The 13,670-nt window shown below is 53.6% G+C and carries 13 protein-coding genes; 4 read left to right on the top strand and 9 right to left on the bottom strand.

Annotation, left to right across the window (positions count from 1 at the left end):
- Positions 1-121 precede the first annotated feature (121 nt).
- The 8 genes from KIF87_RS09360 to rluE all read right to left on the bottom strand — a co-directional run bounded on the left by KIF87_RS09360 (position 122) and on the right by rluE (position 7,931).
- Positions 122-1,243 carry a ribosomal protein uL16 3-hydroxylase gene (locus KIF87_RS09360; protein WP_023311180.1) on the bottom strand — a complete coding sequence of 374 codons (1,122 nt, stop codon included), beginning with the start codon at positions 1,241-1,243 and terminating at the stop codon, positions 122-124.
- Positions 1,244-1,335: 92 nt separating this feature from the next.
- Entirely contained in the window at positions 1,336-2,799 is a 1,464-nt protein-coding gene (gene phoQ / locus KIF87_RS09355; RefSeq protein WP_213328569.1) for a two-component system sensor histidine kinase PhoQ, read from the bottom strand.
- The gene (gene phoP, locus KIF87_RS09350) at positions 2,800-3,471 is read right to left on the bottom strand and encodes a two-component system response regulator PhoP (RefSeq protein ID WP_028019015.1); all 672 of its coding nucleotides are present in this window, start codon (positions 3,469-3,471) and stop codon (positions 2,800-2,802) included.
- 123 nt (positions 3,472-3,594) lie between these two features.
- Positions 3,595-4,965, bottom strand: a complete 1,371-nt coding sequence (gene purB, locus KIF87_RS09345) for an adenylosuccinate lyase (RefSeq protein ID WP_213328568.1) — start codon at positions 4,963-4,965, stop codon at positions 3,595-3,597.
- Between the two features lie 19 nt (positions 4,966-4,984).
- Entirely contained in the window at positions 4,985-5,614 is a 630-nt protein-coding gene (gene hflD, locus KIF87_RS09340; RefSeq protein WP_013097081.1) for a high frequency lysogenization protein HflD, read from the bottom strand.
- Between the two features lie 27 nt (positions 5,615-5,641).
- Positions 5,642-6,754 carry a tRNA 2-thiouridine(34) synthase MnmA gene (gene mnmA / locus KIF87_RS09335; RefSeq protein ID WP_213328567.1) on the bottom strand — a complete coding sequence of 371 codons (1,113 nt, stop codon included), beginning with the start codon at positions 6,752-6,754 and terminating at the stop codon, positions 5,642-5,644.
- Positions 6,755-6,794: 40 nt separating this feature from the next.
- Positions 6,795-7,268, bottom strand: coding sequence for an NUDIX hydrolase (locus tag KIF87_RS09330; RefSeq protein ID WP_033145233.1), 474 nt, complete (start codon positions 7,266-7,268; stop codon positions 6,795-6,797).
- Positions 7,269-7,277: 9 nt separating this feature from the next.
- Positions 7,278-7,931, bottom strand: a complete 654-nt coding sequence (gene rluE, locus KIF87_RS09325; RefSeq protein ID WP_213328566.1) for a 23S rRNA pseudouridine(2457) synthase RluE — start codon at positions 7,929-7,931, stop codon at positions 7,278-7,280.
- A 117-nt stretch (positions 7,932-8,048) separates the two neighbouring features.
- On the opposite strand from rluE, the gene icd reads away from it, so the two are divergent.
- The 3 genes from icd (at position 8,049) to KIF87_RS09310 (ending at position 10,044) form a co-directional block, all read left to right on the top strand.
- Positions 8,049-9,299 carry an NADP-dependent isocitrate dehydrogenase gene (gene icd / locus KIF87_RS09320; protein ID WP_063142859.1) on the top strand — a complete coding sequence of 417 codons (1,251 nt, stop codon included), beginning with the start codon at positions 8,049-8,051 and terminating at the stop codon, positions 9,297-9,299.
- Between the two features lie 77 nt (positions 9,300-9,376).
- Complete coding sequence (locus KIF87_RS09315; protein ID WP_213328565.1) at positions 9,377-9,724, top strand: DUF1304 domain-containing protein; 348 nt, start codon at positions 9,377-9,379, stop codon at positions 9,722-9,724.
- 74 nt (positions 9,725-9,798) lie between these two features.
- Positions 9,799-10,044 (top strand): YmjA family protein, encoded by a 246-nt coding sequence (locus KIF87_RS09310; protein WP_032657954.1) that lies wholly within the window; start codon positions 9,799-9,801, stop codon positions 10,042-10,044.
- A 290-nt stretch (positions 10,045-10,334) separates the two neighbouring features.
- On the opposite strand, the gene KIF87_RS09305 is transcribed toward KIF87_RS09310, so the two are convergent.
- Positions 10,335-11,834 carry an EAL domain-containing protein gene (locus KIF87_RS09305; RefSeq protein WP_213328564.1) on the bottom strand — a complete coding sequence of 500 codons (1,500 nt, stop codon included), beginning with the start codon at positions 11,832-11,834 and terminating at the stop codon, positions 10,335-10,337.
- A gap of 235 nt (positions 11,835-12,069) precedes the next feature.
- Here KIF87_RS09305 and pdeG point away from each other — a divergent pair, with 235 nt between their 5' ends.
- Positions 12,070-13,590: a cyclic di-3',5'-guanosine monophosphate phosphodiesterase PdeG gene (gene pdeG / locus KIF87_RS09300; RefSeq protein WP_213328563.1), complete on the top strand. Its 1,521-nt coding sequence runs from the start codon at positions 12,070-12,072 to the stop codon at positions 13,588-13,590.
- The last annotated feature ends 80 nt before the right edge of the window (positions 13,591-13,670 follow it).

Below are 13,670 nucleotides of genomic sequence, written 5' to 3'. Positions count from 1 at the left end.
ACTATGACCGAAAAACCCAGAGTGTGCTCCGGATAGACTAAAAAGTGTTACCTATGTTCCCGGTCTGATCTGTCACCTATGTATCCGGTCATACAGAAGCGCCACCGGGCATTACAGCGACTCAGTCCTCAAAGAACCAGTACCCGCTGTTGACCAGCGCGGCCAGCATCGCGAGGAAGGACGGGTCTTCCAGCGCATCGCCAAAGGTGTCGGCAGTCAGCACCAGATGGCTGGCAATGGCTTCCAGCGCCGGACGGTGCGGAGAGTCCAGCTTCTCGCCGTTGACGAACACCTCCTCACCAATGCGCAGCACGCGCAATCCGCCCAGACGCGTCAGCTTATCGCCCTGCTGGAGCGCATCGTAAATCTCGTCAGCCTGATAAGGCGGCTCCGGCGGCGCAACGTCCAGCTCGTGACGAGACTGGCTGATAAACTCACCAAACCACTGTTTGAAGTGCTCTGGCTCGTTAATCAGATCCAGCATCATGCCGCGCAGCTTATCGAGTTCTTCTGGCAGAATATCCGCAGGATGCTCGCGTGCAGGCACATCAGGGTCGCTGTAACGATAGCTGCCCAGCTCGCGTTGCAGAACGTAGTCGGCAAATCCGCTGATCATCTCGCGGCCGCTTGGCGCGCGGAACCCTACGGAGTAGTTGAGTGAGTTTTCCAGGGAGTAGCCCTCGTGAGGGAATCCAGGTGGAATGTAGAGAATGTCACCCGGCTCCAGCTCTTCGTCGATAATCCCTTCAAACGGGTCAACCTGGAGCAGATCCGGATGCGGGCAGTGCTGCTTCATTGGCACTTTTTCGCCCACGCGCCAGCGGCGGCGGCCCGTACCCTGAATGATAAACACGTCGTACTGGTCCAGGTGCGGACCCACGCCGCCGCCAGGTACGGAGAAGGAGATCATCAGATCGTCCATGCGCCAGTCGGGCAGGGCGCGGAACGGACGCATTAAGGCGGCAGTTGGCTCGTGCCAGTGGTTGACCGCCTGCACCAGCAGCGACCAGTTGTTTTCACCGAGGTGATCGTAGCTTTCGAAAGGACCGTGGCTAACCTGCCATTTCCCGTCCTGGTGGCTGACCAGACGGCTGTCGACTTCGTTTTCCATGGCCAGACCGGCCAGTTCGTCAGGCGAGATGGGGTCGACAAAATTGCTGAACCCGCGCTTCAGAACCACCGGGCGTTTCTGCCAGTAACGTTCAATAAACTCGGGCCAGTTAAGTGTTAAGTGATAATCCATAATTTTTTTATTCCGCAGGCTCTTACTGACTCGGATTATAACGGAAGCTCAGCCCCCCGGCTGCGAGATCCTCGCATTTTTCACATAACGGGTTAACTATCGTTCGATGTGGGCTGCTGGCGACCAAAAATGACCTCCATTCTGGCGCCGCCCAGCAGGCTTTCGCTGGTTTCGATTTTTCCGTCGTACTGATCGACAATCTCGCGCGCGACGGCTAATCCTACGCCCTGGCCTGGACGTAGCGTATCGGCGCGCTGACCGCGATCGAACACCACGTCACGCTTATTGCGCGGGATCCCCGGGCCATCATCCTCAACGATAATATGCAGCTCGGTTTCCGTCTGTCGTGCAGACACTTCCACGAACTCCAGGCAGTATTTGCAGGCGTTATCCAGCAGGTTACCCATCACTTCCATGAAGTCATTTTTTTCACCCACGAAGCTTATCTCTGGCGAGATATCGAGGCTGATGTTCACACCTTTACGCTGATACACCTTGTTGAGGGCGGACGTGAGGTTATCCAGAAGCGGGGCGACCGGGTGCAGCTCGCGGCTCAGCAGGGCGCTGCCGGAACGCATGCTGGCGCGATGCAGGTAATAGCCAATTTGCTGTGAAATACGGCTGATCTGTTCCAGCATCACCGGCTCGGCGTCATCGACGCTCAGCTTCGAACTGCGCATTGAACGCAGGGTACTTTGCATCACGGCCAGCGGGGTTTTCAGACTGTGGGTCAGGTCGGTAAGGGTGGTACGGTATTTATCGTAGCGTTCGCGTTCACTTTTCAGCAGGCGGTTGAGGTTACGCACCAGGCTGGTGAGCTCACGGGTCGTTTCCGGGTTCAGCTTTTCGCGATGATGTTCTTCCAGTTCACGAACCTCTTTCGCCAGTGATTCAATGGGGCGCAAGCTCCACCACGCTGCTACCCACAGCAGCGGGATCACCAGCAGGAGATTCGCAGCCAGAACGTAGATGAACCAGCTCCAGACCATATACGAACGCTTCAGCTCGACCGGGATGGTGTCGATCACCACGATGGTCAGCTGCGGCATGTTCAGCGTCGCCGGGTAGAGGTTAATCGCGACGGAGTGCGTCATCTCCGTTTCGGCATTGTCGGCGCGGATCTCGTTCAGCTTTTGCTGCAGGGAGCGATCTTCACGGATCAGCGAGCTGGTGGTGTTGAGATCGGCTTCAATCTCATGAAACCCGTTGGTTTTGAGCCAGTCCGGACGAATGCTTTTGACCAGCCAGGGGATGTCACGCTGCGCCCACAGCAATTTCCCTTTTTCGTTATAAATCAGGGCCAGCGTTGGGCTCTGCTGGTTGAGGTTTTCCGGCATTTCGACGGTGATTCGGTTGTTTTCCCACTTCGCCAGGGTATAAAACAGATTGCTTTCGCCACGCAACAGCCGAAAGGTGGTTTTATCAAAGCTGACGCTGTAGCCCACCAGGGCCACCATGCCGTAGGAGAGCGACAGCACCAGCACGACGGCGGCTGTTGCCAGTAAGAAACGAACCCGCAGCGAGAGGGGCAGAATGTGGCGTAAAATCCGTTTCATTTAGCGTAATTCGAACAGGTAGCCCTGGCCGCGGACGGTGGTAATCACATCCTGCGGATACTGCGCCTGAATTTTCTTACGCAAACGTCCCATCAGCACGTCAATGGTATGGCTCTCGCGCAGTTCAGCATCAGGATAGAGCTGGAGCATTAAGGAATCTTTGCTCACCACTTTGCCATTGTTACGGATCAGCGTTTCCATAATGGTGTATTCGAAGGCGGTGAGCTTGATCACTTCGTCATTGATCGCTAATTCCCGGCGGGAGAGATCGACCTGGAAAGGCGGGATGGAAATAACCTGTGAAGCCAGCCCGCTGTTGCGGCGTAACAGCGCCTGCATGCGCGCCGCCACCTCTTCAATATGGAACGGCTTGGTGACGTAATCATCCGCACCCGCGCTGAGCACTTCAACCTTATCCTGCCAGCCTTCACGGGCGGTCAGAACCAGAACCGGCAGGGAGACATCGTGGCTGCGCCAGCGGCGAATTAACGACAGACCGTCTTCGTCAGGCAACCCTAAATCGACAATGGCAATATCCGGCAGGTGTTCATTGAGATAATAATCGGCTTCTTTTGCATCTTCAGCATCGTCCACCTGATGTCCCATCTCCTGAAGCTGAACCTTCAGGTGATGGCGTAGCAATGCGTTATCCTCAACAACCAGTACGCGCATCATCTCTTCTCCCTAAATAATTGGTATGAATAGTTTAACGCTGATTATGTTGTTGTGGGGATAAACATTGAGTAAACCGGGGAAAAGCATCCCCCTTTTCGGGCGAAAAGGGGGAGAGGGGCGTTACTTCAGCTCGTCGACCATGATGATGGCGCGGCCAATGTAGTTCGCCGGGGTCATCGCCTTCAGGCGCGTTTTCTCTTCTTCCGGCAGCGCCAGACCGTCGATAAACTGCTTCATGCCTTCGGCATCAACGCGTTTGCCGCGGGTCAGCTCTTTGAGCTTCTCGTACGGTTTTTCGATGCCGTAACGGCGCATCACGGTCTGGATTGGCTCCGCCAGCACTTCCCAGTTGTGATCCAGCTCGTCCAGCAGACGGTCACGGTTCACTTCCAGTTTGCTCACGCCTTTCAGGGTGGACTGATACGCGATCAGCGCGTAACCAATGCCCACGCCCAGGTTACGCAGTACGGTGGAGTCGGTCAGGTCGCGCTGCCAGCGGGATACCGGCAGTTTGCTCGCCATATGCTGCAGCACGGCGTTCGCCAGGCCCAGGTTGCCTTCGGAGTTTTCGAAGTCGATTGGGTTTACTTTGTGCGGCATGGTGGAAGAGCCGATTTCACCGGCGATGGTTTTCTGCTTGAAGTGGTTCAGGGCGATGTAGCCCCACACGTCACGATCGAAGTCGATCAGGATGGTGTTGAAGCGCGCGATGCAGTCAAACAGTTCGGCGATATAGTCGTGCGGCTCGATCTGCGTGGTGTATGGGTTCCACTGAATGCCCAGAGAGGTCACGAACTCTTCGCTGAACTGGTGCCAGTCCACTTCCGGGTAGGCGGCGATGTGGGCGTTATAGTTACCGACCGCGCCGTTGATTTTACCGAGGATCTCAACCTGCTCAAGCTGACGGTACTGGCGCTCCATACGGTACGCGACGTTCGCCATCTCTTTACCCATCGTGGATGGGGTGGCTGGCTGGCCGTGGGTACGGGAAAGCAGCGGAAGGTCACGGTATTCCACGGACAGCGCTTTTACCGCGTCGATGATTTTACGCCAGTAAGGCAGCACCACCTCTTTGCGCGCGGTGGAGAGCATCAGCGCATGAGAGAGGTTGTTGATGTCTTCAGAGGTACAGGCGAAGTGAATGAACTCAGACACGGCATGCAGCGCAGGGACGCTTTCCACTTTCTCTTTCAGGAAGTACTCAACCGCTTTCACGTCGTGGTTGGTGGTGCGTTCAATGGTTTTAATGCGTGCAGCGTCTTGTTCGCTAAACTCGGCAACGATTTTATCAAGGTAATCGTTTGCCTTTTCGTCAAAAGCAGGAACTTCCTTGATTGCTGCCTGGGCGGCCAGCTTTTGCAGCCAGCGTACTTCAACCTGAACACGGAACTTCAGCAAACCATATTCGCTGAAGATCCCGCGCAGCGCGCTGACTTTATCGCCATAGCGTCCATCGACAGGGGATACGGCGGTCAGTGAGGATAATTCCATAATTCGCAACTCCGGGAGGTTAACAATGAGCAAGAATTTGTTTTGCCTGAGTGGTCAGGCGATTACGAGAAAACATTAACTGCAGGCGGCCACCGCCAACCTGGTGCCACAGCACGGCGGCGCGGATCCCTGCCAGCAGGGAAGCGCGCACTTTTGCCTGTACCTGCGGACTTTGCAGCACGGCAGGGGATCCGGTGACCTGAATACGCGGGCCAAGCGGGCTGATGACGTCAACATAAATGCCGGCCATGGCGCTGAGCAGCGTTTCGGACTGCAGGTCAAAATGGTCGAGCTGACGCTGTAACCCGGCAATACGATCGCCCAGGGTATTGAGCGCGCCTTTTGCTGCACTCAGCTTACGCTCCAGCACCATCAGGCTCAACGTGTAGCGGGTCAGCTCCGCGTTTAATCCCTGACGGCTGCTGGCGTTAAGCACGCCAAGCAGGGTTTCAAGACCGAGACGAAGATTGGTTTCACTGCCGCCGAACACGCCCAGGGTCGAGCCGGGGTTGAGATCGATAACGCTGTTCAGTGAAACGTGCAGGGCGTCAGCGTCGCAATGACCCTGATGCGCCAGCTGTTGCACCAGACGGGCTGACTGGCAAATTCCCGCCAGCGCCAGGGTGATGTCATAGTAGTTCTTCGCCACACGGTCTCCTTTATGTGTGCAATCGTATTAAACAGCAGGCAGCGGCAGGCGCTGTTCAATGATTCCGCCGCCCAGGCAGATCTCACCGCTGTAGAAGACAGCGGACTGACCCGGGGTGACGGCGGCGACCGGCTCGTCGAAACGCACGTCAATGCGATCGTCATCAAGCGCGGTAATGGTGCAAGGAATATCGGTCTGACGGTAGCGGGTTTTCACCGTGCAGCGCAGCGTGCCTTTCAGCGGCTCACGATCGACCCAGTGCAGCTGCTGCGCGATAAGGCCAACGGACATCAGACGCGGATGATCGTGACCCTGGGCAACAACCAGAATATTGTTTTCGACGTCTTTGTCGACAACATACCACGGATCTTCACTGCCTTCTTTGGTCCCGCCGATACCCAGCCCTTTACGCTGGCCGAGCGTGTGGTACATCAGCCCCTGATGCTGGCCAATCTCTTCACCGTCGACGGTGACAATTTTACCCGGCTGTGCAGGCAGGTAACGTCCCAGGAAATCGCGGAATTTGCGCTCGCCGATGAAGCAGATGCCGGTAGAGTCTTTTTTCTTCGCGGTGATCAGCTCCAGCTCTTCGGCGATTTTACGCACCTGCGGCTTTTCCAGCTCCCCGACCGGGAACAGGCTCTGGGCGATTTGCTCGTGGCTCAGCGTATAGAGGAAGTAGCTCTGATCTTTGTTGCCGTCCAGGCCGCGCAGCAGCTGGCTTTTGCCATTCACGTCTGCACGGCGCACGTAGTGACCGGTCGCAATGTAGTCTGCGCCCAGATCTTCCGCGGCGAATTCCAGGAAGGCTTTAAATTTGATCTCTTTGTTGCACAGAATATCCGGGTTCGGCGTGCGGCCCGCTTTGTACTCTTCCAGGAACAGTTCAAAAACGTTGTCCCAGTATTCTGCGGCAAAGTTGACGGTGTGCAGCTCAATGCCGAGCTTATCGCATACGGCCTGCGCGTCGGCGAGATCCGCAGCGGCGGTGCAGTATTCCTCGCCATCATCTTCCTCCCAGTTCTTCATGAACAGGCCCTCCACCTTATAGCCCTGTTGCTGCAACAGGTAGGCGGAAACGGAGGAATCGACACCGCCGGACATGCCGACGATCACTTTTTTCTGGCTGTTATCTGACATGGAATACTCACGACATTGAACTTCAAGGCGGCGTATTCTATCACGCCCCCCCACCATTGACACCCTCTGTAAACGGCCAGTTAAATGCGCCGATAACATCCAGCGGTAAGCGGCCAGCAGACTGCCAGCAGCGAATGCTTTCCGCAACCAGCGGCGAGCGCAGGTTTGGCGCGTTCAGGATCTCGTCGGCGGTAACCCACAGACAGCGGTCGATATCGTCATCCTGCGGCTCTGTGGCGCACGTTTCGCTAAGCTCAACGGCAAATAAAAAGCGCAGAAACGGGGTGTGATCCGGCGCGATCCACTGGTGCATACGGATGAAGTGCTGGGGTTCAGCGTGGATGCCGGTCTCTTCCCACAGCTCGCGTTTCGCTGCCTGCAGCAGGGTCTCATTGGCTTCAAGGTGTCCGGCAGGCTGGTTCCACAGCGCTTTGCCGTTAATGCTCTCTTCGACTACAAGGAATTTACCCCGGGCGTGGACCACGCAGGCAACCGTGACATGAGGTTTAAACATAGGGACTCCTTAAGGGGTAACGTCGCGCCATTCGCCGTTTGCCAGCGTTTCCAGGGTGTAGCTGCCCATGGCGTAGCGAATCAGACGCAGGGTAGGGAAGCCGACGTGCGCGGTCATGCGGCGAACCTGGCGGTTGCGGCCTTCATAAAGGGTAACTTTGAGCCAGCTTGTCGGAATGGATTTGCGTTCGCGAATCGGCGGGTTGCGCGGCCACAGCCACTCCGGTTCATTCACGCGTTCAATACCTGCCGGCAGGGTTGGGCCGTCGTTCAACGTCACGCCGCTGCGTAGCGCTGCCAGCGTCGCTTCATCCGGCTCGCCTTCGACCTGTACGAAGTATATTTTACCGGTGCGTTTCCCGGGCTGCGTGAGCTTCGCCTGTAAAGCGCCGTCGTTGGTTAAGACCAGAAGGCCTTCGCTGTCGCGGTCCAGACGCCCGGCTGCGTAGACGCCCTGAACGGGAATATAGTCCTTCAGCGTGCTGCGCCCGGCTTCATCGGTAAACTGCGGCAAAACATCGTAGGGTTTATTGAACAAAATAACCCGCTTCGGCTGGGTTTCCTGCGGTCTTCTGGCGGGTTGTCGCGAGCTGAATCGCTCAACCCGGTGTTTTGTAAAAGAAGTTTTCTTCATGGTATTTTCAGGCGTTATCAATTGCCGCATTATAGCCTAATAACGAAGACCTTTCATGGCGCAGGACAATCAGGTACTATCGAAGGGCTCATTACAATTTATTAACATAAGATCAGTAACAACCAGAAGCGCTCGAAGGAGAGGTTAATGGAAAGCAAAGTAGTTGTTCCGGCGGAAGGTAAAAAGATCACCCTGCAAAACGGCAAGATTAACGTTCCTCACAATCCGATTATCCCGTTCATCGAAGGTGACGGTATCGGTGTAGACGTTACCCCGGCAATGCTGAAAGTGGTTGATGCCGCTGTTGAGAAAGCCTACAAAGGCGAGCGTAAAATTTCCTGGATGGAAATTTACACCGGTGAGAAATCTACTCAAGTTTATGGCCAGGACGTCTGGCTGCCAGCAGAAACGCTGGACCTGATCCGCGACTACCGTGTTGCTATTAAAGGCCCACTGACGACGCCAGTTGGCGGCGGTATCCGTTCCCTGAACGTGGCACTGCGTCAGGAGCTGGACCTGTACGTGTGTCTGCGTCCGGTTCGTTACTATCAGGGCACCCCTAGCCCGGTTAAGCACCCTGAACTGACCGATATGGTTATCTTCCGCGAAAACTCAGAAGACATCTACGCGGGTATCGAATGGAAAGCGGACTCTGCTGACGCAGAAAAAGTGATTAAATTCCTGCGCGAAGAGATGGGTGTGAAGAAAATTCGCTTCCCTGAACATTGCGGTATCGGCATCAAGCCATGCTCTGAAGACGGTACTAAACGTCTGGTGCGTGCAGCCATCGAATATGCAATCACCAACGACCGTGACTCTGTGACCCTGGTTCACAAAGGCAACATCATGAAGTTCACCGAAGGCGCGTTCAAAGACTGGGGCTACCAGTTGGCGACCGAAGAGTTCGGCGGTGAGCTGATCGACGGCGGCCCATGGCAGAAGATCAAGAACCCGAACACCGGCAAAGAGATCATCATTAAAGATGTGATCGCCGATGCGTTCCTGCAGCAGATCCTGCTGCGTCCTGCTGAATACGACGTGATTGCCTGTATGAACCTTAACGGTGACTACATCTCTGACGCCCTGGCAGCACAGGTTGGCGGTATCGGTATCGCCCCTGGCGCGAACATCGGTGACGAGTGCGCCCTGTTCGAAGCGACCCACGGTACTGCACCAAAATACGCAGGTCAGGACAAAGTGAACCCAGGCTCTATCATCCTGTCCGCAGAGATGATGCTGCGTCATATGGAATGGTTCGAAGCCGCAGACCTGATCGTTAAAGGTATGGAAGGCGCGATCAACGCGAAAACCGTAACTTACGATTTCGAACGTCTGATGGAAGGCGCTAAGCTGCTGAAATGCTCAGAGTTTGGCGACGCGATTATCGCGAACATGTAATCCAGATTCTGGGTTAAACAAGAGCGGGGGCCTGAGGGTTCCCGTTTTTTTTGCCTCTGCCTGCGGGAGACAACACGATGTTAGCCACTGTCCTTATCGCTGTCGTTGCACTCATCCATCTCTACATTCTTGTGCTGGAAATGTTCCTGTGGAACACCAAAACAGGGCACAAGGCTTTTAATCTGCGTCCCGACTTTGCGCGCGACACCCGCGTGCTGGCCGCAAACCAGGGGCTGTATAACGGTTTTCTGGCGGCCGGTCTGCTCTGGAGCCTCTGGCTCGGCGAAAAGGGGATTCAGGTGGCCATCTTCTTCCTGGCCTGCGTATTGGTCGCCGGGCTCTTTGGCGCAGCCACCGTCAGCCGAAAAATTTTGTATGTACAGGCCGCGCCCGCGCTCGCAGCGCTGCTTGCGTTACTCATCTGAAGCAATGCTTTGGTTGAGGTAAGGCGTCCGATATACTGATGGCTTTACCTTTACAGGTTAGCGACGAGACAGTTATGAACAACGATATCCCACTGAAATATTATGACATTGCCGATGAGTATGCGACGGAAGCCGCAGACCCGGTCGCTGAGTCAGAGCGCGACGCGCTGGCGCATTATTTCCAGCTGCTGCTCACCCGTTTATCGAATAATGAGGAGATCAGCGAGGAGGCTCAGCAGGAGATGGCCGCTGAGGCCGGGATCCGTGCGGGTCGCATTGATGATATTGCGAATTTCCTCAATCAGTGGGGAAATGAATAGTCTGCTTTAAAAACCGTTATGCTGATGCTTAGCAATACAGCTCAGCATCACGCTGTCGGACCACATACATTTTTTCCGCAGAATATGTGAAGCGGGGGCGTCGATAAACAGCGCGAAAATAACGGTCAGACAAAAGAGTACCACTGGTAATAGTAAGGATAATTTCACGTTTTTAACCAAAATATGAGTGTGCGTCAGGGTAATCTACCGTCTGATTGTGACGACTATATGTTTTTGCGTAAAAAATGGAAATGCCCGACTGGAAAAAAATGGATACGCAAGGCTTCTGGTTACGGTGCGACCCCGGTGAGTCGCTTCGCCAGCTCGCTGCGGGTGAGTGCTTTTGAAAAATACCATCCCTGAATCAGCGCATCGGGATATCGGCTCGCAATAAAGCGATATTGAATTTCATTTTCCACGCCCTCGAAAACAAGGGTCTTATTCAATCTCGCGAGGGCATCGCTGAAGATAGCAAAGATGTTTTGCTTATAATGCTCGCTAATGCCGTCCACCAGCGACTTATCGATTTTGATTTCATCATATTCAAGCAGCGACAGGCGGGCGAGGTTTGAATTTTGCACGCCAAAATCATCTATTGATATTTTAACACCGAGCGATTTGAGCTCCTGACAAAACCCCTCGAGGATATCTACCGTGGAAACGGCTTTCTCGGAAAGTTCGACCTTCATCAGGGAAAGGGGAAGGTGATTGGCTAAACATTCACGGCGCAAAATGTTAATGAACTGCCCATCTTCAATTTCCTTCCGCCCAACGTTAATGGAAACTATCAGCTGATGTTTAATCGCCAGTGGGGCAATATCTGAAAGGGATTTCTCGATAATATTACTGTAATATTTTTTATACAGACCAATCTTCTTAATTAATGGGATAAACAGCTCCGGAGAGACGTCCCCATGCTTTTGATCGCGCCATCTCGACAGAACTTCGACGCCCACGATTTTTTGATCGTGAATGCGGATAATAGGCTGGTAGTTAACGCTGATGGTATTGGTGATGACGGCTTTGATCAGCGTGCGTTCCAGAGAGAAACGGTCTTCATAGATGCGGAAGATAAATAACGTTATCGCGACCCAGATAAAATAGAGAATGACGGCGAGAAACGAAAAGATAAACGGGGGTAACGAGGCCAGCCCAGCGTCGTGATGCTTCACGATGACGCACAGGTCCCAGAGGGCGCTGCACTGCGTCAGGGTCAGGGTAAACAGCTTCGAATGCAGCCAGCTCTGCTGCGTTAACTCAGGGACGGTTGAAAAAAAGACTCTGCCGAAGTCTTTGGTCGTGGTACTCAGAGAATAGCTTGCCGTAACCGGGGTGAATTTATCGTAAGCATAGCGGGTGGTGAAGATAATAATATTATTATAAATTGCCGCATTGCCCGTGAAAAAATCTTTTCTGGAAAACTGCGCCAGAAGAAAGCCTCTCGGCGTTTTATGCAGTTCTGCAGGAAGCGCAACGGGCGCTGCAAGTTTACCCCAAAAGGCTGTACAGACTATTTTTCCCTTCTCGATAAAACCGATATCGTCGAAATAATAGTTATTCAGCGTTATTTGCCTGTAGCTATCAAGGCTGGTTTTATCACATCCTTGCGTAGTGATGCTTTTAAGGGCCATCGCCACGCTTTGGGACAGGTCTTCTGAATAACGTAATAGGGTATGGGATATCTCACGCTGTTTGCTCTTCTGCTGCCCCACGATAACAGCATTGACCGCATAAAGAGACAGAATGACCAGAAGCGTTGAAACGATCGCAACGGCAATGAGCTTTTTCATTTCCCGATTATCCTGTCCGCTCCCTGATTTCACAAATCTTAACACAGCCAGGGCAAGGCACAAGCCTGATAGTCACGTCATGTGAGTAAATTCGGGCAGGTGAACTCATACGAAAGCATCAGTTTTTTAAGACAATTCTCAGCTAAGCTATTTTCATTGTTATAAGCATTACCGGGTTAGCACAGGCTCTTCTCCCTGAACATCCATGCTTGCTTTTTCTATTAAGGAAAACATCGTGCGCAACGTGATGATCCCTATTCTCAGTGCCTTGTTTCTTTTTCTGAGCGGCATTCTGATTATTAACTGGCAGCTATGGCAGATGGCGAAGCTTAATAATAGTCATACCGCCACGGCAAGCACCCAAAAAATAGAAAACATTCTGGCTGAAGCCGTCAGTGCGGCCAACACGGCGAAGCGCGTTGCGGCCGAAGGGTGTACCAGTAGCGGACAGCTGTTGCTGGGGACCGAGGCCGCGCTAAAACCGCATCTGCGCGCCATCATGATTCAGCAGCAGGGTAAAATTATCTGTACATCCCTTCCCGGGAATGGCGTGCTGATTATTCATCCGGAGACGCTACCTGTCGAAAAACTGATGCTGTTACCCGGCAATCGGCTGGTGAACGGCATTCCGGTGCTTATTTTCCAGATGCCGGTCGCGGGAGGGCGCGTTATCGTCAGCGTGAGTGATGCACACTTGCGGGACGTTATCGCGAGCGCATCAAACAGCGTAGATCTGGGGCTGGTTGTCGGCGAAAGCATGCTTGGGCGCAACGGTGATGTTACCGGCTGGAAAGCCGCCTCCTGGGCGGGAGCGATTACGGCGTCAACGCGATTCCCCTTTAGCCTGGCCTGGCAACCTCCTGCCTTTTTTAGCCTGACGCGGCTACTGCAACAGGGATGGAGCCTGATACTGCTTATTCTTGCGCTATCGGTGGCGGTGGGCATTTTGATCCGCCGTTACAAGGGGAAAAGCACCTCATTTGAAGACGATTTACGTAAGGCCATTTTGCAGGGGGAGATCGTGCCGTATTACCAGCCTATCGTGAACGGCGATACCGGCGGGCTGTATGGCGTTGAAGTCCTGGCAAGATGGAAGCATCCAAAGTCAGGCTTTATCCCACCGGATGTTTTTATTCCGATTGCCGAACGTAGCGGTTTGATTATTCCGCTAACCAAGGGGCTGATGGCGAAAGTGGTGACACAGCTTAAGCCGCTTTTGCCTAAGCTACCGGACGGGTTTCATATCGGGGTGAACATCAGCGCCAGACACATCAATGCACCTTCCTTCATTGGTGACTGTCGCGTCTTCGGAAAGGGGTTTCAGGGTAAAGAAGTCAAACTGGTTCTCGAGGTGACCGAGCGCGAACCGCTGACCGATAATCCGCACCTGGTGGAAAACCTTAACATGCTGCATAACGCCGGTTTTGTCATTGCACTGGATGATTTTGGTACAGGCTATTCAGGGCTGTCATGCCTTAATGCGCTTGCCATTGATTATATTAAAATTGATAAAAGCTTTGTGAACCGGGTTTCAGATGAAAAGGACTCAACGATCCTGCTGGACTGCGTCATTGACCTGGCGAAAAAACTCTCATTGCGCATTGTGGCTGAAGGCGTAGAAACGAAAGCGCAGCTGGAGTATCTCAACCGTAATGAGATTACCCTGTTGCAGGGTTATTATTTTGGTAAGCCTGTCTCCTATATCGAATTTATTAAAGTCATTTTATCTAAGCCTCGGGAGACGGTAAGTTTGTAAAACGAAATTAAGACGAGCTTCTGTTGTATGCTTAAGTGCAATTCATTTTCCTCTTATCCTGAGCTTTGTTACAGTGACAA

The organism is Enterobacter sp. 120016 (genome assembly GCF_018383635.1).
Classification (GTDB): Bacteria; Pseudomonadota; Gammaproteobacteria; order Enterobacterales; family Enterobacteriaceae; genus Enterobacter; species Enterobacter asburiae_D.
This window is presented reverse-complemented; position numbering and strand designations above follow the sequence as displayed.